This is a genomic window from Bacillus sp. 2D03, assembly GCF_003946765.1.
GTDB lineage: Bacteria > Bacillota > Bacilli > Bacillales > Bacillaceae_G > Bacillus_A > Bacillus_A cereus.
The window spans coordinates 13,644-38,101 of the sequence record NZ_RPSJ01000021.1 but is presented as its reverse complement, the minus strand read 5'-3'; the positions used below and the strand labels follow the sequence as shown (position 1 = coordinate 38,101).

Here is a 24,458-nt window from a genome sequence, read left to right as displayed (position 1 = left end):
TATAAGTTTAATGGTGAAAATTTTATTGGGAATAGAAGGGGTAATGATAGTGGGAATTTTTAAAAATACAATTTTATTTGTTTTGTGTTTAGTAATTCTTAGTGGTTGTTTTACAAGAGAGGGAACTATTGTTGGTGGTAAAGTTCATGGTTCTTCAGATAGTGTATCAGGTAGTATCTCTGGAGATTATAGAAAATTTACTGGATCTGCAACTCAAGATAGGAAAGTTAAAAAAGGTGAGAATTGGATTTTTTCTTTTGATGATAAAACTAAACAAGGAACTATAATTGCTTATGTTGTGGATTCAAATGATAATACAATACTAGAGTTTAATAGTGGCGAAGGCGAAAAAAATATTAAAGTGCCTAAGGATGATACATATAAGGTTAAAATTAAAACGGAAGAACATGGTGGGGAATTTCGAATATCATGGAAAAAAGAAAAATAGTTTTTGGATTGAAAAAAGCATCTAAAGATAGATGCTTTTTTTAGTCTTTAATTAAATAGTTTTGAATCTGTATTCTGGTGAAATATATAGTAATCATGTTTTTTAAGTAGAGAATCAGCTCCAATTTAATTCAAAGAATTATTAAGTAATGTTTTTAAATCTGATTGTATATCAAATTTTTCTTTATGTTGATCATATATGATTAGATATAGAAATTATCTAGTATATTATCTTTTTCTTCCTTATTGATACCAATATATTTCAGTGTAATTTATAGAGTGCTATAATTGAGTATTTCTTGTAACATAGCGACATCTTTTGTTTATAGAACCAATAGCCGAAGCTTTTGCGCATGGTGCGAGTCCCAATAGATTCGATAACAGCAAAATCTTTGGCTTTTTGAAATTTTTGATAAGCCTAGATTTTATTAATGGGTTGATCTTCTTTTCGAGAAGGGAATAATATTTCACAGAAGGTGTAAAATGGGATGTTGATTTAGATGGTGATGGTGAAGATAATAGTATTAAGGATAGGGTGAAAACGGGTTCGAAAAAAGCTTGGTTAACAGTAGCGGGGGTGGTTTAATTAACATGAAAAAAAATACAGATTTTAATAAAAAAGTTTTTGAATATTATATGGCTCTTTATGCTGTAAATGATATAAGATCGACTATAATTACTCTTGTGATTGGGATAGCAGATATATTTGTGCTTTTACCTGCTTTTGCGAATCCTGTTCAACCGATATATATGTACATAATAGTTCCACCAGTTGCTTTTTTAAATGTATGGGCAATATGGATTGTTATAAATCCTAGGAAGCGACAATTACAATACACTCTATTTCGTGGGGTATTTGGCATCGTATGTTCAGTAGGATTATTAGTTATAACCCAAAAGTTTGCATATGGAATGTTAGGATTACAAACACCTATCTATTTTATTTTTTCGGTTGGTTTGTATATTTTTGCTTTGCATTATTATTATAAAAATCATATTAAAAAACTTCAGGAATCAATCAAAAAATCAAAATCATCGAAAAAAAACTCTAGTTTTGGAGTAGTGGCTTTTGTAGGATTGGGTCAACTCATTGCTAATATCAGTCTTGGTTTTGCAACACAAAAGATGGTAGCAATTGTATTAATGTGTGTATACTCCATGCTTTCGTTTATGTTGTTTCATTTCATTATGGAACTCCATAGGTACTATTATTTAAGGAAGCATATAGAAGATGGGGGTAGAACACATGAAACCTTTTAAAGAGGTTTATTGAATTTTAAGTATTGTGATTTATGGAAGGAAACAAAAACTTATGGTTAAAGAACCTGTGATGTATGACTATATTGGCTGTTTTTATCCAGAAGGAGGAAAGCTGATATGCAAGCATTTAAAGTTGGGAAATTAGTCACATTCGTTGCAATTATAATACTTCTTGTAGTTGCTATTTTATCTCCTTACAACTTATTTAAAAAGATTTATTTTATTATTGGTGTTCTTATTATTGGCGCAATTTCACTTGGTACAAATAAATTCTTTGAACTGATACACAGTAAATTTAATAAGAAATGATATTACTTATGTCATAAAGAAATTCCCCTCTAAATCCTTAATGATTTAGAGGGGAATTTCTACAATATGATTTTACTGGATTACGTGGAACTAAATTAGTCCATCACCATATTGGTGGTGGTCAAGCTGTTGGTGTTCCGCTGCCACTACATCCTGGTTTTGGAGGGATTCATAACGCAGAAAAATCGATTGGAGCATGGGGGAAAAGATGCAGGATATGTAGAAATGCTTCAGAAATTTATTGAACATCATACATTAGGCGGTAAATAAAAAAATGAAAAATGAAATGAAAAATTGTTTTGATAAAATAATTAGAGAGTGGCAAGATTGTAATAATTCATTGCCAAAATCTTTATGGATAGAAGAAGCAGAGGCTTTTATCTATGAAGGAGAACCAGATATAGAGGGATACGTATTCTGGAAACCGTTAGAAAAAAATATAATTCATGATTTTTCTAATATAGAAAAAGATTTGGGGATACAATTATATAATTCAATTAAAGAATATTATAATTCTTATTGGTTTTTAGACTTAGGAGGTAATTATTTAGGTTATGATTTTGAATTAAATTCTGTTATACCAGGAATTGAACTGCATGATTTTTATGTATCTTTACAAGGGTACCAAGGCGCACATGATAATCAACTGAATAATATTCCTATTGGTATGGAATTCAATGGTCTCTTGGTAGTTGTAGATAATGAAAATGGACAAGTGAAATTAGAAGATTATGAAAGCGGAAGCTTCGAAGTTATTTGTGATAGTTTAGCAGAATTAATTTTAAATCTTTCATAATGTATATTAAAAAATAAAAAGTAAAAGTTGGCATTTATGAGTCCGCTTTTATTTTTTTAAATATATAGTTTGGATTTGTTTTTAAAAATTAGATAAGGAATGTATAAAGGACATCTGAAACGTTGATAGTATTGCAAACATATGAAGCGGAAATTACTAAAATTAAGATACCTAATTATATACCTGTATTAGGTGATTATGATATAAGTTCCAAAGGTGAGATTGTAATAGGTGGGTATGGTTATAGATTCCGCAGGAGTTTCATTTAAGTTTGAGAAGGAAGCGAGATAATAGAATGCGAAAATTTTCAAAAATAGTTATATGTGTTGGTGCGTTAATAATGATTATACTAGGCATGATTGTACATGATACATGGAAGGATAGGATTTATTTTTCTTTAGCTGTACTTTTTGTTACCGTACTTTCTTTACTATGGAATATAGTTGCTCATAATATTATGGATAAATTTAGGGGGAGAGAATGAATAGTTATGAAACTTTTACTGATTGGAACAGTAACGGGGTGGTCTAATTAACATGAAAAAAAGTATAGATTTTAATAAGAAAGCTTTTGCACATTATATGGCTCTTTATCCTGTAAATGAAATAAGAGTCCACGTAATTGTTCTTGTCCTTTTGGGGGCAGACGTGTTTGTTCTTTTGCCTGCGTTTGCGAATCCTTTTCGATTACTCTATGTATATATAGTAACTCCTCCAGTTGTTTTTTTAAATTTGTGGGCGATATGGATTGCTATCAATCCTCGGAAACGACAGTTACAATACACTCTATTTCGAGGAGTATATGGCGCCATATGTTCAGTCGGATTATTAGTTATAACTCAAAAATATGCTTATGAAGTGTTACAATTACAAACTCCCATCTATTTTATTCTTTCATTTGGTTTGTATAGTTTCGCTTTGTATCATTTTTATAAAAATCATATTGAAAAACTTCAGGAACCAAGAAAAAAATCAAAATCATCGAAAGGAACTGGTGGTGTAAAAGTAGCAGCTATTGCAGCTGGATCGGGGCAGTTAATTGCTAATATAATTCTTAGCATTGCAACACAACAGATGGGGGCAATTGTATTTATGTCTGCATGCACAGTGTTTTCGTTTGCTTTGTTTTATATGATTATAGAACTCCATAAGTATTATTATTTACGTAAGCATATAGACGATGGAGGGAAAATACGTATAGGCTTTTAAAGAGGATTTGTTGCATTTCAAGTGTATAATTGCATTCTTCTTATGGAAGCCATTTACGAGGCTTATAGCAATAAAAGATGTATAAGTGGAAGATTATATTGTGGTAAAACATCTGAAGGAATGGAAATTAGGTTTGTTCTTATTGATGATAAGATTATAGCTGTTTATCCCGTGTATTAAAGAATGTGAGGTACTCAAAAATGAAAGTAACTAATCAGCCCATAGTTAAAAATGTAAGAAAATATAGAGGTAATTGCTAAGAAGCACTCCCCCTAAGTTTCAGATGAAATTAAATAATCGACTATTTATGCTTTAATATTTATATGTACATAATTGGGATAATTAGGGATTTGCATTTAATATGTTTTAAGAAAGGGGAATGTTTTTTATATGGAAACTCCAGAAAATCAATTTAAACGTGCGCTTAATCCTTGGTTCTCCATTTGGACAAAACCACGTGATACAATGAAAGAAATTTTTATATCCAAACCAAAGAATGTGTTTTTACTCATTTTACTAGGCTCATTCGTACAGACTTTAGATCGAGCATCTTCTAAAAATATGGGGGATTCAATAAGTAGTCCAGTTTCAATAATCTCAATGGTTATATTCGGTACCTTCGTTGCTTTCTTAATTTATTATTTTTTGCTACCAGCGTTATTTAATTGGGTGGCAAAAAAACTTGGTGGACAAGGTACCTTTGAGAAAACACGTTACTCAGTTGCCTATTCTTATATCCCTTACGTTTACTCTCTTATATTAGTTTGGGTGCCTTCATTTTTCTTGTTTGGGATAGAAAACTTTACGAGTGAGACACCGAAAATGGAGAGTAGCATAACTTTAACGATTTTGTTTCTTATTTTTGCCATAATTGATATAGTTATTGGAATTTGGACAATCATTATTTCCTTAAAATGTTTAGGAGAAGCACACCAATTTTCAGCATGGAAAGCATTATTAACAATAATAATATCCTTTATGATTATCATTCTTCCTTTAGTAATAATAGTATTTCTTATAGTAGGGGTTACAACTTTTTAATCATTTATTTGCCTCTTATTTATCCAAATGTTTTCTACGCGCTGTTAGTAATTGTTACAGGGTGAACAACCACATGATTCGGATGTTCCACTTGGCGAAGCGTATGACCTTTATGATCAAATTGATCGCCCGTTACGGCCTGTTTTTCTTATTATCAGTGTTAACAGGAATTTGTGAAGGCAAACTTGAAAATCAAAATATTAAACCATTAAAATCTTAGGGTAGCTAAGTAGATTGTCCTTGTTTGTCCCTTATTTTCCAATTGGAGGCTAATTATTACCAATTGGTTCTGTAGCTCTTATAGAAGAAATTAATCAACCTCTTATGATTTATGGAAGAAAGCAACAACAAGCTGATAATAAATTATGCGATTATGTTTCTTGTCCATATCCTCATGGTAATTTATCAAAAGAATATAATGTGTTTTTTAATCATAATCAAATAATTCATTTATTATTTAAGGGTTTCGAAACAGAGGATGAATTAGAATTAAGAAGTAAATTATCTGAGTTTTAGTGAAAATGGAGAAAATATAATATGGTTTTAGGAATTTCATATTCTGATATTTTTCGTATCATAATTATTGTTTTGGTTCTTTTCATTTTTTGGAGATTGAATACTTGGTATAATAAAAAATATAATGTTCCTAAGGTTTTTCAATGGTTTCCTAGAAGATGGGGAAAAAGAAAAGTTTCAGAGCATTTGTCTCAACTAGATAAAAAGTTAGAAGCTGAAGGTAAAGGTATCTGGGTTACAATCTATGCTATTGATTTGTACATTGTAACTATTCCTTGTACAGTAAAAAAATATAAATCTTAATACATATATGTTTATAAAAAAGACCTTTTATTTTAAAATAAAAGGTCTTTTTTATGATGATTGAAATAGTAATTTTAAGTGAATTAAATTTGAAATGTATCAAGAATATTATCTTTTTCTTCTTTATTAATTCCAATATATTTCAGGGGGATGTGTGGTGTGCTATGGTTAAGAATTTCTTGTAACATAGCAACATCTTTTATTTGTTTATAGAACCAATAGCCGAAGGTTTTTCGCATGGTGTGAGTACCAATGGATTCTACATTGGCAAAATCTCCGGCTTTTTGCAATTGTCGATAATACGTGTTTTTTCGTCATACAAAACCCCCTACATATAAGTAGAGGTTTTTAAATTATATCTTAATGAATTATGCCTTCTTAGATAAAGTAAATCGAGTTCAGATAAACGAAGATTATAGAATACATCATTTTAACTAGACTTATTATTAGCTAGTTTATCTCCACCACCAAGCTCCGCCTCAATCTGCGAAGTCTTCGATGACTCAGCCATACGCCAATACGTAATAAAGCTAATCGCGATACATCCAGCTACGTAGAAGTAGAATAGTGATTCCATTCCGATACTCTTTAGCCATAATGCGATGAACTCAGCTGTTCCGCCAAATATCGCAACTGTTAGTGCATATGGTAAACCTACGCCAAGTGCGCGAATTTCAGTTGGGAAGAGTTCTGCTTTTACAATTGCGTTAATCGAAGTGTAACCAGTAACGATAATGAGACCGACCATCATGAGTAAAAATGCTACGATTGGTTCTGTCGTTTTTTCCATGAAGAAGAAGATCGGTGCTGTTAGTAATGTTCCAAGAATACCGAATGCCATTAATAATGGGCGGCGTCCGATTTTATCGGATAGTAGTCCTGCAATTGGTTGAAGTACGACGAAAATAAGTAGTGCGACAAAGTTAATCCAGCTTACAACTTCTTTCGGAAGACCGACTGTGTTTACCATGAACTTTTGTAAATATGTTGTGTACGTATAAAATGCGACAGTGCCTCCTAGTGTTAGGCCGACTACTGTTAATACTGCTTTCGGGTGCTTCATAAGCGCGCGAACGGTTCCTGCGCTTTCGCGTTTTTGTGATTTTATGTTTGCGAATTGCTCCGATTCATCCATCGTGCGGCGAAGCCATAATACAGCTACTGCGCCCATCGCTCCAATAATAAATGGAATGCGCCAGCCCCAAGATTTCATATCTGGTTCGCTTAGTAATTGCTGAAGAACAATTTGAACGCCTAACGCAACCATTTGCCCAGCAACGAGCGTGACATATTGGAAACTTGAATAAAAGCCACGGCGACCACTACTAGCCATTTCAGATAAATACGTTGCGGAAGTTCCGTACTCTCCGCCGAGTGATAATCCTTGTAGTAAACGGGCAAGAACTAAAATAATGGGTGCCATAATACCGATGCTTTCGTAACTAGGGGTACAGGCGATAATTAAAGAACCACCGGCCATAACCGTAATCGAAAGTGTTAATGCTGCCCGGCGTCCGTGCCGATCGGCATAGCGTCCCATTAATAAACTTCCGATAGGACGCATTAAAAACCCAACTGCGAAAATAGCCGCTGTGTTTAGTAACTGACTCGTTGGATCGCCTTTAGGAAAGAACTCTGCTGAAAAATAAACGGCGAAAGCAGAGTAAACGTACCAGTCGTACCATTCAATTAAATTACCGACGGAACCTTTAAAGATATTGCCGGCGACTCGGTTTGATTTTACTTGAGCCATACTAATTCCTCCTCTTGCTTATAAATAAAATGATAATTATGAAAGCGTGTTCATCATAGTTGGATTGTACTGTCTGCGAAATAAAATCTCAATGTTATGACAATTTTATTCTTTTTGTACTTTATGTACACGGAGAATTTTAATAGTTGCTTCATTTTCAGTTTTGTCATAATAATAGAAAAGGAGATTGATAGTTTTGAATATTTCATCAAAGGATATGGGGTATGAAAAAATCACGCAAAGTGTCATTACAAACGAAAATAGTAAGCTTAATTATTGCGTTAATTTTATTTGTTGTTCTCCTATTAGCGGGAATATTTGTTTACATTCAGTCCGTTGATACGAAGCGCCAAGTGGAGCAGCTAGCACTGCAAACGGCTAAATCTCTTTCTTTTATGCCAGCTGTCAACTACCCCCACTGAGATGAGGCGTTTCAGTGGGGGCTTGAGTTCAAACACTAGGTCTTTTCGTCTATCTCTAGACAGTTTGACGCTCTAGCACTCATGCCTCCTTATGGTAACACCCCAAGTATGTTTTTGGTTGGTACTGGCAACGAACGATTGCTTTCCCACTTGCACCACCCTTTCGAAAAAGAGCAGTTCTTCCTTGCAGAAGAAGCCACCACTCAGATGAATCCGGCGTGTGCTACAAGCCCCGACAAGTCGAGTACACATGGATGGTTGACACACCCACTAAGCTATGCGCGAAGCAACAGCCTTACGTTTTTGCACTTTTAATAGAATCGGCGTTTTCACTTTCAGATTGTCATCCCATTCTACAATTCTTGATTTTTGCAATGTATTCAACGCGCCATTAATATCAGCGTGGATACATGTTCCTGCTTTACTTTGGTACAGACCACGAGTGATTCGTTTTCCGCTAAAAAGATAATGAGTCTTATCGCCATTAGACCAAACTGGAACCGGATCTTTATCCAGAAAACTAGCTTTTGAAGTATAGCTTTCTTCTTGTTTTACAAATCGGATGCCTTCTTTTATACATTTATTCTCAATTGCTACAATCAGTTTATGAAAGGGGATTTGCACAAACTTTTGATTATTCTTTTTTCCCATATCAGATTTTTGTTTCCAACCAGCGTTATACCCTACGACAATCGTATCTATGCCAAATGCTTTCACTTTTTTGAACAACAGGCCTACAGTTTGTGAAATGTAACCATGTATTTGTCGTTCTCGTTTATGCCAAAGTGCAGCCATTTGATTCGTTACAACTCGTTTCGAAAGTCCATTCTCCATATTTTTCTGTTGTAGATTACGTATCACTTTGTTGAAGTATTGGTTAATGGATTTTAGTTTTTTTCCATCAATTAAGAAGGTATCACCTGTAGTTGTTACGCAACTTACTAATCTGTCTACACCTAAATCGCAACTCAAAGCGTTACTCGTAGTCGTGGGTTGTTTCTTCATTTGAGAGACGTGCATTTCATATGTATAATGCACCTCAAAGAACCGACCTTTTTGCTTCGGTACAATCTCAATGTAGGAGATTTTTTTATTTCTTAAGTTTTTCGGCATACGTATTTTAATGGAACCGAATTTTTTTCTGAATGCAACATTCATTGGAATGATCCAATACCCGTTCTCATCCACTTTTGGCACTTGATAGATTTCAATGATTCGTTTGTCAGTGGAACGAGAATAATTCGGAAACTTCGGACGACCTGTGAACTTATCAGGATGTTTCTTCCACTGTTCCAACGCTTTAAAAAAGCTCTTCATTTCTGTAAATAAGGCTCTACGAATCGCTTGAACAGAGTTTGATTGAACGCCCGAGTAGTTCATATCAGCCTGCATGGCATTGTCCACTTCTTTTACAGTAGCCATTTTATTATCGTTCAAATAACTTTGTTTTATCGTGTACAACCCAACATTTCGCAGTGCTTTTGAACTATGCGCCATGCGCTGAAGTAAACGAAATTCTTTTGCAGTAAGGCAAGCTCGTCCGATATTCTGTTTCTGCGTGAACCGTTGCATGGTTTCTCTTTTCTTTTGTTTCCGTAATACTTTCACTGCCTTCTTTCTAGCCATTGTTTTCACCACCTTTCTTAGAAAGTTCATTAAGCGTATTCATTACTTTTGGCTTAAGTAGCTGAATGATAATCATTATCTAATTTCGTTGCCTTACAATCTATTCCCTTCTTATCTACATAATATCGTAGGACAAAAAGAAACAAACATTCGCCCTCAAAAATTGTTATGAACGAAACAAAAGCGTTCAGCCTACCTGCTGACGGCAATTCATCTCCACCTGAATTGTTAGGTTTCACCCGTAACACAAATCAGATGGAGTCTTCTTGCCGGAAGAGATAAAAGATGCTTTTCAAAATAACGAACATAAAAGCACGATCCAATCTATTGCGGAACAAGTTCGTGAGCAAGCTGGTGCAGATTATGTAATTATAGAAGATCGTTATGGGGTTATGTATTCCCATTCTAATTCTGAGTTGATTGGAACAAAGAGTAACAACCCGTATAACTATGAGGCACTCACTTTTGGAGGGTACTATACGCTTGAAGGAAATGGTGTAAGTGGTCCAGCCTTAATGGCAAAGGCACCTATTATTGTTCATAACGAAGACTACGATCAAGTAGTAGGCGTTGTAACAGTAGAGTTTTCAATAAAAGGTATCGAATCTAACATATTAAGCAGAACGAAAGAAATTATCCTCTTTTCCTTAGGTGTATTACTAGCTGGAATCATTGGTGGCATTCTTTTAGCACGTAGTATTCGTAAAGATACACTCGGTTTAGAGCCGAATGAAATCGCAGCGCTATACCGGGAACGAAGTGCAATACTACTATCTATAAAAGAAGGAATTATCGCTATTGATCAAAACGGTTTGATTACGATGATGAACACGTCTGCAGAAGAGATGCTACATGTAAATGATGATTATATGCAGCAACACATTTCAAAAGTTTTACCGGAATTTAATATGGAGAGAGCGTTAGAAAGCGATCAAGAAATCGCGTTTCAAGATAAAGTGTTTATTTTAAACAGGACACCGATACTTGAAAATAACAGTACGGTAGGAATTGTATGTAGTTTTAGAGATAAAACAGAACTGCAAAACCTTGTGAACACAATATCTGAGGTAAGAAAGTATTCTGAGGACTTACGCGCTCAAACACATGAATTTACAAATAAGCTTTTCGTCTTATCAGGATTACTTCAGTTAGGGCATTACAAAGAAGCGATTGAATTTATCCAACAAGAATCTAATATTCATCAAAGCCAAAACCATATTTTATTCCATCAAATTCACGATGCGAAAGTACAAGCTATTTTATTAGGGAAACTCGGAAAAGCGTCTGAGAAGAAAATTGATTTTCATATTGAAGGGGATAGTGCACTTCATCCGTTACCAGACCATATAAAAGTGTCCCACCTCATTACGATCCTTGGAAACATAATCGATAATGCGTTTGATGCGGTGAGTGAACGAGAGGAAAAGAGTGTTTCCTTCTTCGTTACGGATATTGGGCACGATATTGTATTTGAAGTAATAGATAGCGGGATAGGAATACCAGCAGAAAAAATCACGACCATTTTTCAAAAAGGGTTTTCAACGAAAGGAAATGATCGTGGTTACGGACTACCAAACGTGAAAGAAATGGTAGATGTACTAGAAGGAACGATTGAAATTCAAAACGAGAAAAATGGGGGAGCTATTTTTACAATTTACCTTCCAAAAAACATTGAGAGAAAGTACATGACAAACAGGGGGATGGACATATGTTGAAGGTTGCAATTGCAGAAGATGATTTCCGCGTCGCGCAAATTCAGGAAGAGTTTTTATCAAAAATAAAGGACGTAAAAGTGATTGGAAAAGCATTAAATGCAAAAGAAACGATGGAACTACTACAAAAGGAAGAAATCGATTTACTTCTATTAGATAACTATTTACCAGATGGAATTGGTACAGACTTATTGCCGAAAATCCATGCTGACTTTCCAAACGTTGACGTCATTATGGTAACAGCAGCGAATGAAAACCATATGTTAGAAAAAGCAATTCGAAACGGCGTAAGTAACTACCTTATAAAACCGGTCACGTTAGAAAAATTTGTTCGCACAATTGAAGACTATAAAAGAAAGAAGCAACTATTACATAGTAACAATGAAGTAAATCAAGCGCTAATCGATAACTTTTTCGGTACTTCACAAACACAAGAAATGAAAAACTTACCGACAGGTGTTGATCCGCTAACACTGCAAAAAGTGAAAGGAATTATAAAAGGATTTGAAGAGGGCATTACAATAGAAGAAATGGGAGAGCAAATGGGTGCCTCCAGAACAACCGCAAGAAGATATTTAGAATACTTAGTAGTGACAAACGAATGCACAGTAGAGTACACATACGGCATTATCGGACGACCAGAACGAAAATATCGCATAGGACGAGGACTATGAAGAAGCGATTATTACTATGTATATGGATCATGACAGGAGTAATAGCTGGTTGTTCCTCGGAAAAATCCCATACGAATACAGTGAACATCGACAAAGTTGAAATCGTTGCGCCAAACGTTCAAGGAGCAGGATGGGACTTAACGGCACGAGCGATGCAAAAAACACTAACAGAAGAAAAGATCTTCACAAAACCAATCAAAGTCACAAACAAAGTAGGCGGCAGCGGTGACGTCGGATGGAAATATACGAAACAAAAAGGCGGTCACGTAATCGCGATTAACTCAAGCTTACTCATAACGAACAACCTACTAGGCCACAGTAAACTAACATATAAAGACTTCACGCCGCTCGCAACCCTCGCATCGGACTGGGAAGTCGTTGTCGTATCAAAAGACTCAAACATAGAAAACGCAAACGAATTGATGGAACAACTAAAACAAAACAAGAAAAACTTCAAAATCGGCGTTGCACCAGGCCTAGGAAACGACGATCACCTATCATTTGTACAAGTAAGCAAAGCATTCGGCATAAACCCTGCCGAACTACAATTCTTCGTCTACGAAAACAAAGAAAAAATCATAAACGCCCTAACGAATAAACAAATTAACGCCGCAACCATGACCCTATCCGAAGCCGAAAAACAATACAAAGCCGGCAAAATAAAAATATTAGCCGTATCCGCACCAAAACGCCTAGACCGACTACCAGAAATCCCAACCTGGAAAGAACAAGGCATCAACGTCATCTTCCAACACTGGAAAGGAATTATGGGCCCGAAAGATATGACAGAGGAAGAGGTTGCTTATTGGGATGGTGTGATTAAGAGGATGGTGGAGAGTGATAGTTGGAAGGGGATTTTGAGGGAGCGGGGTTGGAATTCTTATTATAAGGATAGTGGGGAGAGTAGGATGTTGTTGGAGCAATGTGATTTTAGGTATGAGGAAATGTTGAAAAAAGAGGCGTAAGAGGGAAGTATTCAATCAGGCTTTATTTTTGTAGTTACTTCTATATAATATAAAAGAGATGAGAGTGTTAGGCTAATTGCATTAAAAGGGCTAGATAGGGATAGATAAAATCTAGCTTACTGATTAAAAATATATTAGTCGTTTAAAGATATAAAAGGCATTTTTCAGTCTATAAAGTGTGGAAACATAAAGTATAGAGTTTCTGTGAGATTTAAGGAGGATATAATGAAGAAAAATATTTATGTTGTTGGAGCAGTAATTGTTCAAGATGAGAAAATTTTATGTGCACAAAGAGGACCATCTAAATCGCTACCTCTTATGTGGGAATTTCCAGGTGGGAAAATAGAAGAGGGAGAAACACCTCAAGAGGCGTTAAAGCGTGAAATTGATGAAGAAATGCATTGTAGCGTGCAGATTGGTGAGCAAATTGATTATACAGCCTATGAGTATGATTTTGGTATTGTTCATTTGAAAACTTTCTATTGTAAACTTGTTGAAGGAAGTCCAGTTCTAACTGAGCACGTAGCAATTAAATGGTTATATCCGAATGAACTAGCAGCTTTAGAATGGGCACCTGCGGATATCCCAACTATTGAGAAATTATCAAAAGAATCGATTGTAAAGTAATTTGATTAAAAACTATTCGTTTTATGCGGATAGTTTTTTTATTGTAATAAATTTGCACTTTAAATCAGTGAGTAATACAATTAGTATAAAAATTTGTCATAAATGGTGATCATATGGAGAATTTCATTCAAAAGTTAGAAGGGTCTTTATATAAAGGATTTATTAATCAAAAACATAATCATCCTGGAATATATAAGCCTAAATTATTAGTAAACAATACGAAGAAAAATGAAAATGTTTTAAGCTCATTGTTGGAAGAGCTTGAAAATAGTACAGCCTTTATTTTCTCAGTAGCTTTTATTACGGAAAGTGGGCTGGCGACTTTAAAATCGCATTTCCTTGATCTTAAACAAAAAGGAGTTAAAGGACGTATATTAACATCTACATTCTTAAATTTTAATACACCAAAAGTGTTTAGAGAATTAATGAAACTTGAAAATGTAGAAGTAAGATTAACAAACTTATCTGGTTTTCATTCAAAGGGATACATATTTGATAATCAAACACATTGTTCATTAATAGTTGGTAGTTCAAATCTGACTGCACATGCTTTGAAGGTAAACTATGAATGGAACGTCAAGTTAACATCGCATGAAGATGGAGAGATTGTTCAACATTTTAAAAATCAATTTGAAGAAGTCTGGGAGCATTCTCAAGTATTAACTGAAGAGTTGATTGCAAATTACGAAACAATATATGAACAAGTTGCAGAAACTAAGTTGCTAGATCGAGTTATAGAATTACCGGGTCAATATCATAATGCAATTGAAGAAGCGTTGAAAATTACGCCAAATAAAATGCAACAAGCTGCATTAAAAGAAATACAAGCTATTCGAGAAGCTGGAGAAGAAAAAGGCTTAGTTATTTCCACAACAGGAACGGGTAAGACATATCTTTCAGCATTTGATGTCAGAAATTTTGCGCCTAAACGGATGTTATTTATTGTTCATCGAGAGCAAATATTAAATAAAGCGAAATCAGATTTTCAAAAAGTTCTTGGTGGAGCCGATGAGGATTTTGGGATTTTATCAGGATCAAATAAGCAAGTACATGCTAAATATTTATTTGCGACGATCCAAACTATTTCAAAAGAGGACACTTTACACCAATTTGAACCTGAGCTATTCGATTATATTTTAATAGATGAAGTTCATAAAGCTGGTGCTAGTTCTTATCATAGGGTTATTGATTATTTTAAACCGAAATTTTTAATGGGAATGACTGCTACGCCTGAACGTACAGACAATTTTAATATTTATGAGCTATTTGATTACAATATTGCTTATGAAATTCGATTGCAAGAAGCACTTGAAGAAGATATGCTTTGTCCTTTTCATTATTTTGGAGTAACTGATTTTGAATATAATGGTGAAAAGATAGATGACACTACTGCTTTATCTAAACTTGTTACGGAAGAGCGAGTGGATCATGTAGTTGAAAAAGTAAAATACTATGGTTATTCTGGTGAGAAAGTAACAGGATTAATGTTTTGCAGCCGAAAAGATGAGGCAGAAAAATTATCATATGCCTTAAATAATAGAGGTTTTCGCACATTTGCATTAACCGGCGATCATTCCCAAGAGGAAAGAGAACTGCGGGTGAATCAATTAGAAAATGGCATACTGGATTATATTTTAACAGTAGATATTTTTAATGAAGGAATTGATATTCCAAGTGTTAATCAAGTTGTCATGTTAAGACAAACTCAATCAAGTATTATCTTTATACAGCAACTGGGGCGTGGACTTCGAAAACACGATTCGAAAGATTTTGTTACGATTATTGATTTTATTGGAAACTATAAAAATAACTATTTAATTCCGATTGCCCTTTCAGGAGATAGATCACAAAATAAAGATAATATACGTAGATATACAAATGACACGAGTTATATTAAAGGTATTTCAACAGTTAACTTTGAAGAGATAGCGAAAAAGCAGATCTTTAGAGCGATTAATAATAGCAATTTAACAGCTATGAAAGTATTGAAGGAAGCTTTTGCTGAGTTGAAAAATAGAATAGGAAGAACTCCATATCTATATGACTTTATAGTAAACCACTCTATTGATCCAGTTGTACTTGCAGAAGGATATGCGAACTATCATCAGTTCTTATTGAAAATGAAAGAAGATGTCCCTGCATTAACAGAGTACGAAAATAAAGTTTTAACGATGTTTTCATTGGAAGTATTGAATGGAAAACGTAAAAACGAAATCGTTTTGTTAGACTTATTATTAAAGCAAGAAAAAGTTGATAAGGATGAGTATATAAAACAACTTGAAGAATCTAATTGCTTAACAGATGATGCTACGATTACTTCTGTGCAGCGGGTTTTTGAGTTATCGTTTTTCACACAGAATAACCAGAAAAAATATGGTGAAAAGCCAATTCTCGCGTTACAAGAAGATAATAAGTACATGTTTAATGATCTAATCCGAGAAAGTTTAGAACAGAATGAATACTTCAAGTACATGGTAATGGACATCATTAAAAGTGCGAAAGAAAAGAACAAAAACTATGAGTGTGATAGTAACCTTACTATATATAAAAAATACTCAAGAAAAGATGCATGTAAACTTTTAAATTGGCACATTGATGAGACTTCAACTATGTATGGCTATAAAACCAAATACGGTACTTGCCCAATATTTGTCACATATCATAAAAACGATGAGGTAGAATCGAGTGTGAATTATGGTGATGAATTCCTTAATCAAGATGTTCTTAAATGGTATACAAGAAGTAATAGAACATTAAAATCAAAGGAAGTTCAAACAATTATTGATGCTAAACAAAATAATATTGATGTCCATATTTTTGTGAAAAAAGATGATGACGAGGGAAGCGACTTTTACTATTTAGGAAAAGCGAAACCTGATAAAGCAAGTGTAGAACAAACTGAAATGCAAGATAAAAATGGAAAAGAATTGCCGGTCGTTACGATGAATATGATTATGGAGAAATCAATTGATAATAAGATCTATGATTATATAAAGGAAGGTAATGTTTTGTAGGTATATTAATTTTTTAATATCTTTATGTTTCTAAAATTATTAAGCGAATATAGATGGGGCTGTATCAAAATGACATCGGAGTATGCTTTTAATATGGTCTTTTTTATTGGAATTTAATATGTTTTTTATTAGATTTGTGGATTCATTTAATTGGATTAAGCAGAATGTGGAGAGGGGTCTTTCTAATCGAAGTAACCGATAACTAGCCCCTCCTAAGCCCCTTACAAGCCCCTACCAAGTAATAAATCACTAAGAAAAAACATAACAAAACAAAAACACCAACAAACACCGTAGTAGGAGTCGAAAAAAATTTTGAAATAACACGCCAAAAACCCGGCCCTCCTTCCTATATATAGTACAAAGAGGGAATTTTCATTTTTGAATTAGGACGGGAGGAATTGGGATGGCGGTGTATCGTACTGTGCAGGTGAATTTTTGGCAGGATGATTTTGTTTTGGATTTGACGCCGGAGGAGCGGTATTTTTATGTGTATTTGTTAACTTGTTCGAAGACGACGCAGTGTGGGATTTTTCCTTTTCCGAAGCGGTTAGCTGAGATGGAGACGGGTTATAATCGGGAGACTGTTGATAAGCTTGTGCAGCGCTTCATTGATTATGGGAAGATTCTTTATGATGCGGAGACGCGGGAGTTATTCGTTTTAAATTGGCTTCGTTATAATCCGGTGACGAATACGAATGTGGAGAAGTGTGTGCTTCGTGAGCTGAAGGGTGTGAAGAATAAGGAGTTTGTACATATGTTTCTTCAGAAGTGCGTAGAGGAGGAGCTGAATGTTCCGATGCTTTTAGCGCATTTCGGTATGCCGAGTGATTTGGCTGTGGATGATGTTGAGCCAGTTTGTGAGGAGACAGAGGCGGAAGAAGAGGTTATAGAGGAAGAGACGGGAAGTCGCGTGTTTTCTTTTTATGAGCAACATTTCGGTAGTTTGTCTCCTCATACTGTAGAGGAACTGAGTGCGTGGATGGAAGATTTGTCAGAGGAGCTTGTGCTGAAGGCTCTTCAAATTGCGTTTGAGAATAATAAGCGGACGGTTGCTTATGTGAAGGGGATTTTGAGAGGGTGGCACGGGAAAGGATTTACGAAAGTATGTGAGGTTGAGGCGGATACGGTGAGTTTTAGAAAGAAGGAGTCGTCTGTTAGTACGGGGGAGACGGAGGAGTTTTTGGCGAGGTGTGAGGAGTGGGAGAAGAATGCGCCGTCTGAGGAAGAGTTGCAGCGCTTTTTAGCGGAGCGCGGGTGGCGTCCATGAGTATTCAAAATGTGGAGGCAGAAAAGACGGTATTAGGTTCTCTATTACTGGATGGAGAGCTTATTAAGGAGTGCCGTTTGACGGAGCAGTATTTTTCGCTGTCGGTGCATAAGTCTATATTTCAGTTAATGCGGAAAATGGAAGAAGAGGGGCAACCGATTGATCTTGTGACGTTCATTTCTAGGGTAGATCCGAAGTTTTTAGAGGGGATCGGGGGAATGGAGTATTTTATAGGGTTAATGGATGGTGTGCCTACAACTGCCAACTTCTCTTATTATGAGGGGCTTGTTCGAGGTGCCTGGAAAATGTATCAGGCGGGTGTTCTCGGGCACAAGATGGGAGAGCGTCTTATTGCGGAGAAGAATGAGAGAATTATTGGTGAGACGATTACGGCACTTTGTGAATTAGAGGAAAAGGACTGTGTATGTGAGTTTGATTTGAAGGATGCGCTAGTTGATTTATATGAGGAGCTTCATCAAGATGTGAAAGAGATTACTGGTATTGAGACTGGTTATACATCGTTAAATAAAATGACGTGCGGATTGCAGGAAGGTGACTTTGTCGTCCTTGGTGCGCGTCCTTCTATGGGGAAGACTGCGTTTGCGCTAAATGTTGGATTGCATGCGGCGAAGTCTGGAGTGGCGGTTGGATTGTTTTCGTTAGAGATGAGTAGTAAGCAATTGTTAAAAAGGATGGCTTCTTGCATAGGTGAAGTGTCAGGAGGTAGGCTGAAAAATCCGAAGCATCGTTTTGCGATGGAAGATTGGGAGAAGGTAAGTAAAGCGTTTGCGGAGATTGGTGAGTTGCCATTTGAGATTTACGACAATGCAGGCGTTACAGTGCAAGATATTTGGATGCAAACTCGTAAGTTAAAGAGGAAGCACGGTGATAAAAAGATTTTAATTATTGTAGATTACTTGCAGCTTATTACGGGCGATCCGAAGCATAAGGGCAATCGATTTCAAGAAATTAGTGAGATTTCTCGTAAGCTTAAGTTATTAGCACGTGAATTAAATGTTTGTGTAGTAGCGTTATCACAGTTATCTCGTTCTGTAGAGTCACGACAAGATAAGCGTCCGCTATTATCTGATTTAAGAGAGACCGGACAAATTGAGCAAGATGCGGATGTCATTATGCTTATGTATCGCGAGGATTATTACGATAAGGAAACGATGCAGAAAGAGATGACGGAGATTCATGTGGCAAAGCATCGGAATGGACCTGTGGGGAGTTTTAAGCTGAGATTTTTGAAAGAGTTTGGGCGGTTTGTAGAGGGGAAATAGTGAAAAGGCTGGAGCATCACTTTGCAAATAAAATAAAGCATAAGTGTTCTATTTCAGTCACTTATGCTTTATTTTTTGATTCTTTCAATATGCTTCTTATTTCCCCATAAAGAAAGACTTTCTCTCTGCAGTAATCCATTGCTGCAAGTCGTCTTGGCTACGTCGGACAAGTCGATTTACTAAAACATCATGCCATACATAATCTTCTAGTAAGTATATATGAACGGGATCATCTGTATAAAAAGCAATATTACGCTCTTCAATTGATGGTCCGTAAATCATCTCTTTAGAATCTATGGATAAAATAAACCAATGTTCTGTAGACAGAGTTTCTGTATAAGGTGTGATACGATGAGCTTCTAGATTTTTAATTGGATTTTCAACATGCAGGGTAATACCTTGTATTGTAACTTTATCAGCTACTTCAGATAGATCTTCTTTTAACGCTTCATACATCTCATCCCACATTGAAATGACAATACGTCGTTCTGCTTTTTTTATTAATGCCTGACAATAGCTAATGATTGCTTGATTGTCTTTTAAAGTAATTACTCGATTATCCGTTTTTTCCTCGGAAGTTTCTAGTTTTTTTAATGAATCACTTATTCCTTCATAAGTAGACTGCCATTCTGATTGAGCTTTCTGTAAAAAGATTTCAACAGGTAGAGGTGAATAGCGAGTGGTGTCATTTATTTCTTCCTTCATGACAATTCCTTTTTCTACAAGGTTACCTAAAATCTCATAAATTCGCGCTCTTGGGACCCCTGAATCCTTACTCACTTGGTAGGCTGTAGCAGGCCCCTGTTTCACAAGAGATACATAAGATTTAGCTTCATATTCATTAAAACCAATTTTTTTAAGCTGTTGTACTATGTAGTCCACTTTTTCGTCCTCCGATGTTTGCTGTTATATTTCAACGTTACAATAACTCTTTACATTTAGCAAATTGGTAGTTACTATTACAATAGTGACTAAAGGGGAGGCTACTAGTATGGATTTGTATTTAGACCCATCTATATTAATTATTTTGATTGTTTTTGGATTTGTAGCTGCATTTATTGATTCAGTTGTAGGCGGTGGTGGACTCATTGCTTTACCAGCTTTATTATTTACAGGACTGAATCCAGCAAGTGCAGTAGCTACGAATAAACTAGCATCGACAATGGGAAGTGCAACTAGTAATATTGTGTTTTACCGTTCTGGTAATCTTGATTTGAAATCGGCGTTTAAATTAGTTCCGCTCACTTTCATAGGTTCCATAATAGGGGCATGGACTGTTCATTTAATGAATCCAGAAGTACTGAAGCCATTGATGTTAATTATGCTTGGTGCGGTCGCTATTTATACGATATTCAAAAAGGATTGGGGTAGTATTTCTACTCATAAGAAATTGTCTGGTCGACACGTCATTATTTTTACTTTCATTGTTTTTGCTATTGGTTTTTATGATGGATTTCTAGGTCCTGGAACAGGTTCATTTTTAATGTTTTCTCTTTTATTTATTGGGTATGATTTTTTAAAAGCAGCAGGTAATGCGAAGCTTCTTAATTTAGGAAGTAATGTTGGTGCATTGTTGATGTTTATGTATGTAGGGCAAGTAAACTATGTGTATGGCTTCATAATGGGGATTGCTCAAATTGCTGGAGGAGTCGTTGGCTCCAAATTTGCTATAAAAAAAGGAAGTGGGTATGTTCGTGCCCTTTTCATTACAGTGACTTGTTTGTTGTTAGCGAAAAATCTGTATGACTATGTGCAGTAAGTAATGTAGAAAAGGTTAACCATGCAAGCTACATAAATATAATAATTCCTTGTAACATGTTTTAGATGCTAACTTATTCGAAGGCAGCATCTAAAACAATTAAGGTAAGAGGGTGAAAATAATACAAACGAATATTTTCGGGGTATGTTTATGTACTTTAGCAAAATAACTATTCCATATTCTTCTTATAATTAAGCCTCAACAACCCCTTAAAATCCACCTCCGCAATCAACACACTCACTAATATAAGTGTCGCACCCAAGTATCCTTTCCCGGTAAGTGTTTCCCCTGTAAAAACGAAAGCAAAACCAGCTGAAAAGACAGGTTCTAATGAAAAAATAAGCCCGGTATGTGTAGGCGTCGTATATTGCTGGGCGATTACTTGCACGATGAATGCGACTGCGGTGCAAAATATGCTTAAGGCTAAGATGATGAGCCATGAGTTGGTTGTGCTAGGCAGTTTTGGTGTTTCGATAATGAATGAAAAAATAAGACTAAATAGGCCGACGAAGCCGAGTTGTATGACTCCAAGTGCAATGGAGTTCACATGTTTCGTTACGCTGCCAGTAATGATGACGTGAATCGCATAAAATAAGGCTGACAGTATGCAAAATATATCGCCATTACCGATCTTGAATTCGCTCGTTAATGTTAATAAGCCGATTCCTATTATCGTTAAAAAGATTCCTACTATCACTTTCTTTTCCGGAATGTGTTTTAAAAATATAGCTGATAAGATCGGAATGAAAATGACTGTGAGACATAGTAAGAAACCAGCGTTAGAAACACTCGTGTACTTTGTACCGAAAGTCGCGAAAATGTAAACGATAAATAAGACAGAAGCGAGTATAAATGCATATTTTACAGTTTTAAAATCGATTTTGAATAAATGTTTGTAAAATATTAAACCTGATAAAAGAAAGGCAATAATAAATCGTAATGCGATTAAGTTGTATTCTTCTATGCCTTCAAGTCCAACCTTCGTAAGTAAGATGGATGCACCCCAAAAGAATGTAACTAGTAGTAGCCCTAAATCCGCTTTTAATTGTAGTTTCATTTCTATTCCCTCGTTATGTATAAATTTTAGAATCCCATACCCCTATCCCCATTTTACATTTTAATATTAATTCTGAATATTTTTAATTTAAATTTATCGACGTTTTACTGCATAAGAAAGAGGCTGTTTATAAAACAGCCTCTATGTATCTGAAAATCTTAACCTTGACTAAAGATTATGTAGTATTTCTAAACCTTTTCTTGTTAGAGTAATCCCTGCTCTACCTCTTTTTATTTCCACATACCCTTTCATTTTTAGGAAGTTCAATCGGTGTCTCACTTGTGCTTCAGATAAGTTTATTTCGACTTCTTGGCTCTTTTCAGAAATAATTCTTCTTCCGATTGCTTTTCCTTTTTCTTCATAATTCATGATGAGGGTAAGGATGAAAAGTGATTCTTGATCAAGAGCGTTTGAACTTGAAGAAAAGGGTGTTATACTCTCGGCTTGGTCGCTATTTGTTTTCTTATGTGGAGGCTTTTGAAAATAATGTTGATTAGGCAAATCATTTTTTGTTATTTGGTTTCCGGTACGGACAGCAAGCATGTAATCTATCGTATTTTTAAGTTCTCTTACATTTCCGTACCATGGATATCCTTGAAGTTCTTCAATTAGTTCTTGTTCGATTTTGACTTTAGGGTCCGATAGTGAGACAAAATGTTTAGCTAATAATTCAATGTCATTTCGGCGCGCTCTTAATTCGGGAAGGTGTATAAAGAGTACTTTAAGCCGATGGTATAAGTCTTCTCTAAACATATTTTCTTGAATCATTTTCAGTAGATCCTTATTGGTTGCTGCAATAATCCTTACGTCTATCGGGATAATTTGGCTTCCACCAACACGCATAATCTCTTTTTCCTGCAATACTCGAAGGAGTCGTGCTTGGAGTTTCAGGCTAATATCTCCAATCTCATCTAAAAAAATAGTGCCACCATTTGCTTGTTCAAATAGTCCCATTTTCCCGCCCTTTTTTGCTCCGGTAAATGCTCCGTCTTCATAACCAAATAATTCACTCTCGACTAAATCATCCGATAAAGCACTAAAGTTAACGGCAAGAAAAGGGCCACTATTTCGCTGGGAAGCATTATGAATAGCACTTGCAAACAACTCTTTCCCAGTCCCACTTTCACCCTCAATTAATACAGTTAAATCAGTCTTAGCTAACCTTTTGGCAATTTGTTTCGTGTCTTGGATCGTAGAGCTAATCCCAACGATATTATGAAAGTTGTATTTTGCTACATAACCTTTTTTGACAAATTCTTTTCTTAATTTACGTTCAAACCCGATAGTCTTAAGGGCATTTCTAAAAGTAACAATAATCGATTGATCATTTATATGTAGACGTTCCACTATTACATCCAAGCCGTTTACAACAAATATTCCGCTTTCTTGTTGTTTATTTGAAAGGATGAAGTTTACTAAATCAATATTATCAATAATGGCATCAATCGGATGACCAATAGCGTTTTTACTTTTTATTTTCAGCATGTTTTCCAGAAATTCATTAAAGACAACAATTCTTCCCTCATAATCAATAGCTAGTATGCCATCACCAACACCATCAATTACTTGATGCAGTTGTTGATGAGCTTTAGCTAAATTTTTTGTTAAATCTACTATTTTTCGATAGTATCTTTCAGAAACGTGGTTACCTGATTCCTCCATTAAATGAAATCGATCTAGAATGGACATGATTGTAGTAATATCTATTAATCTATGGCCAATATTAATTACTTTTTCTACAAAGTCAGGGATAATTTCAAGTTCGCCAGGTGTGATTGCGAGCTTGATCATTTGTATATTCGTTTTTCCAGGATAGTATGGAAAATATTCAATGTGGTTCAGCCCTAATTGACGCATCGTTTCAATTGATTCGTATACTGTTTCATGATTATCATTCACATATAGGGCTTGTGTTCCTTCTGGTAAAAATAAAAGCTGGTCCACGTTTTCATAATTTAATGTTCGTTTTGCTATTATTACTTCGCAGTTTTCCCCAATAAAGTCTTTCACCGTTTCTATCGTAAATGTATTCGGTAATACAATTAATGTAGAATGAAATACTTTTGGAATACTTTCTTCTACAGAAAAACTTTCGATATCTATGAGATCACCTACCATCTCTGTTAGTTGTTGATGTAGGGCTTTTCGTGTTTCTTTTAAAACGGTGATCAATACAATGTGGTTAGTTTCAAATTTGTTCATAGAGCACCTCTTTAGTTGAATGGAATTGGTCTAAAGTTGGTTATTAATTGGTTATTATGAAACCAATTAATAACCAATTATAATACATTTCAACACAGTAAACATCGATAAAGTGACAAAATATTTAAATATGTGTAAATAATCGTTTAAATTTTAATGTTGGCACGATATTTGCTTATATCAATGGTGTGTAAAGAAATAGGGAAATGAGTAGAGT

Annotated in this window: 20 protein-coding genes and 6 pseudogenes; 19 read left to right on the top strand and 7 right to left on the bottom strand. The window is 35.1% G+C overall.

What is annotated here, in order from left to right; all coding sequences use genetic code 11:
• The first annotated feature begins 10 nt into the window (after positions 1–10).
• Entirely contained in the window at positions 11–448 is a 438-nt protein-coding gene (locus EBQ15_RS29090) for a hypothetical protein (protein ID WP_001999201.1), read from the top strand.
• Between the two features lie 202 nt (positions 449–650).
• Here EBQ15_RS29090 and EBQ15_RS31725 read toward each other — a convergent pair.
• Positions 651–910, bottom strand: a pseudogene (locus tag EBQ15_RS31725) (site-specific integrase); the annotation flags it as partial.
• A 128-nt stretch (positions 911–1,038) separates the two neighbouring features.
• Here EBQ15_RS31725 and EBQ15_RS29080 point away from each other — a divergent pair.
• From EBQ15_RS29080 to EBQ15_RS29035, 9 genes and pseudogenes are all read left to right on the top strand, one after another.
• Positions 1,039–1,707 (top strand): hypothetical protein, encoded by a 669-nt coding sequence (locus EBQ15_RS29080; RefSeq protein WP_000742396.1) that lies wholly within the window; start codon positions 1,039–1,041, stop codon positions 1,705–1,707.
• Positions 1,708–1,720: 13 nt separating this feature from the next.
• Positions 1,721–1,813 (top strand): annotated as a pseudogene (locus tag EBQ15_RS29075) (DUF4176 domain-containing protein); the annotation flags it as partial.
• 11 nt (positions 1,814–1,824) lie between these two features.
• Complete coding sequence (locus EBQ15_RS29070; RefSeq protein ID WP_001147554.1) at positions 1,825–2,016, top strand: hypothetical protein; 192 nt, start codon at positions 1,825–1,827, stop codon at positions 2,014–2,016.
• 107 nt (positions 2,017–2,123) lie between these two features.
• Positions 2,124–2,261: pseudogene (locus EBQ15_RS31720) on the top strand (hypothetical protein); the annotation flags it as partial.
• Positions 2,262–2,290: 29 nt separating this feature from the next.
• Complete coding sequence (locus EBQ15_RS29065) at positions 2,291–2,812, top strand: SecY-interacting protein Syd (protein ID WP_000787239.1); 522 nt, start codon at positions 2,291–2,293, stop codon at positions 2,810–2,812.
• A gap of 536 nt (positions 2,813–3,348) precedes the next feature.
• On the top strand, positions 3,349–4,020 hold the full coding sequence (locus tag EBQ15_RS29055) for a hypothetical protein (protein ID WP_000748167.1): 672 nt from the start codon (positions 3,349–3,351) through the stop codon (positions 4,018–4,020).
• A 390-nt stretch (positions 4,021–4,410) separates the two neighbouring features.
• Complete coding sequence (locus EBQ15_RS29045; protein WP_000449726.1) at positions 4,411–5,061, top strand: Yip1 family protein; 651 nt, start codon at positions 4,411–4,413, stop codon at positions 5,059–5,061.
• A gap of 324 nt (positions 5,062–5,385) precedes the next feature.
• The gene (locus EBQ15_RS29040) at positions 5,386–5,577 is read left to right on the top strand and encodes a DUF4176 domain-containing protein (RefSeq protein ID WP_000639126.1); all 192 of its coding nucleotides are present in this window, start codon (positions 5,386–5,388) and stop codon (positions 5,575–5,577) included.
• 21 nt (positions 5,578–5,598) lie between these two features.
• On the top strand, positions 5,599–5,880 hold the full coding sequence (locus EBQ15_RS29035; protein WP_000242741.1) for a hypothetical protein: 282 nt from the start codon (positions 5,599–5,601) through the stop codon (positions 5,878–5,880).
• Between the two features lie 83 nt (positions 5,881–5,963).
• Here the strand turns inward: EBQ15_RS29035 and EBQ15_RS29030 are convergent.
• Positions 5,964–6,179 (bottom strand): annotated as a pseudogene (locus EBQ15_RS29030) (site-specific integrase); the annotation flags it as partial.
• Between the two features lie 131 nt (positions 6,180–6,310).
• Entirely contained in the window at positions 6,311–7,633 is a 1,323-nt protein-coding gene (locus tag EBQ15_RS29025; protein WP_000079872.1) for an MFS transporter, read from the bottom strand.
• A 224-nt stretch (positions 7,634–7,857) separates the two neighbouring features.
• Between EBQ15_RS29025 and EBQ15_RS29020 the strand changes: the two are divergent.
• Positions 7,858–8,040 (top strand): annotated as a pseudogene (locus EBQ15_RS29020) (sensor histidine kinase); the annotation flags it as partial.
• Positions 8,041–8,325: 285 nt separating this feature from the next.
• On the opposite strand, the gene EBQ15_RS29010 reads toward EBQ15_RS29020, so the two are convergent.
• A complete protein-coding gene (locus EBQ15_RS29010; protein ID WP_000101447.1) occupies positions 8,326–9,681 on the bottom strand; it encodes an RNA-guided endonuclease TnpB family protein in 1,356 nt (451 codons plus the stop codon).
• Between the two features lie 263 nt (positions 9,682–9,944).
• Here EBQ15_RS29010 and EBQ15_RS29000 point away from each other — a divergent pair.
• The 7 genes and pseudogenes from EBQ15_RS29000 to dnaB all read left to right on the top strand — a co-directional run.
• Positions 9,945–11,370, top strand: a pseudogene (locus EBQ15_RS29000) (ATP-binding protein); the annotation flags it as partial.
• 19 nt (positions 11,371–11,389) lie between these two features.
• Positions 11,390–12,067 (top strand): response regulator, encoded by a 678-nt coding sequence (locus tag EBQ15_RS28995; protein ID WP_000921540.1) that lies wholly within the window; start codon positions 11,390–11,392, stop codon positions 12,065–12,067.
• Entirely contained in the window at positions 12,064–13,032 is a 969-nt protein-coding gene (locus tag EBQ15_RS28990; RefSeq protein WP_000746636.1) for a tripartite tricarboxylate transporter substrate binding protein, read from the top strand. Before EBQ15_RS28995 ends, EBQ15_RS28990 begins: the two co-directional genes overlap by 4 nt.
• A gap of 225 nt (positions 13,033–13,257) precedes the next feature.
• Entirely contained in the window at positions 13,258–13,659 is a 402-nt protein-coding gene (locus EBQ15_RS28985; protein ID WP_000739608.1) for a (deoxy)nucleoside triphosphate pyrophosphohydrolase, read from the top strand.
• 113 nt (positions 13,660–13,772) lie between these two features.
• Positions 13,773–16,673 carry a DEAD/DEAH box helicase gene (locus tag EBQ15_RS28980; protein WP_000427039.1) on the top strand — a complete coding sequence of 967 codons (2,901 nt, stop codon included), beginning with the start codon at positions 13,773–13,775 and terminating at the stop codon, positions 16,671–16,673.
• Positions 16,674–17,076: 403 nt separating this feature from the next.
• Positions 17,077–17,940 carry a DnaD domain-containing protein gene (locus EBQ15_RS28975; protein ID WP_000312192.1) on the top strand — a complete coding sequence of 288 codons (864 nt, stop codon included), beginning with the start codon at positions 17,077–17,079 and terminating at the stop codon, positions 17,938–17,940.
• Positions 17,937–19,223 (top strand): replicative DNA helicase, encoded by a 1,287-nt coding sequence (dnaB, locus tag EBQ15_RS28970; RefSeq protein WP_000027323.1) that lies wholly within the window; start codon positions 17,937–17,939, stop codon positions 19,221–19,223. Before EBQ15_RS28975 ends, dnaB begins: the two co-directional genes overlap by 4 nt.
• A 96-nt stretch (positions 19,224–19,319) precedes the next feature.
• On the opposite strand, the gene EBQ15_RS28965 is transcribed toward dnaB, so the two are convergent.
• Positions 19,320–20,105, bottom strand: coding sequence for a TrmB family transcriptional regulator (locus tag EBQ15_RS28965; protein WP_000384575.1), 786 nt, complete (start codon positions 20,103–20,105; stop codon positions 19,320–19,322).
• A 109-nt stretch (positions 20,106–20,214) separates the two neighbouring features.
• On the opposite strand from EBQ15_RS28965, the gene EBQ15_RS28960 reads away from it, so the two are divergent.
• Positions 20,215–20,982 (top strand): TSUP family transporter, encoded by a 768-nt coding sequence (locus EBQ15_RS28960; protein WP_000366892.1) that lies wholly within the window; start codon positions 20,215–20,217, stop codon positions 20,980–20,982.
• A gap of 169 nt (positions 20,983–21,151) precedes the next feature.
• Here EBQ15_RS28960 and EBQ15_RS28955 read toward each other — a convergent pair whose 3' ends face one another.
• On the bottom strand, positions 21,152–22,039 hold the full coding sequence (locus EBQ15_RS28955; RefSeq protein ID WP_000776040.1) for a DMT family transporter: 888 nt from the start codon (positions 22,037–22,039) through the stop codon (positions 21,152–21,154).
• A gap of 168 nt (positions 22,040–22,207) precedes the next feature.
• Positions 22,208–24,241 carry a sigma 54-interacting transcriptional regulator gene (locus tag EBQ15_RS28950; protein ID WP_001031771.1) on the bottom strand — a complete coding sequence of 678 codons (2,034 nt, stop codon included), beginning with the start codon at positions 24,239–24,241 and terminating at the stop codon, positions 22,208–22,210.
• Positions 24,242–24,458: the final 217 nt, after the last annotated feature.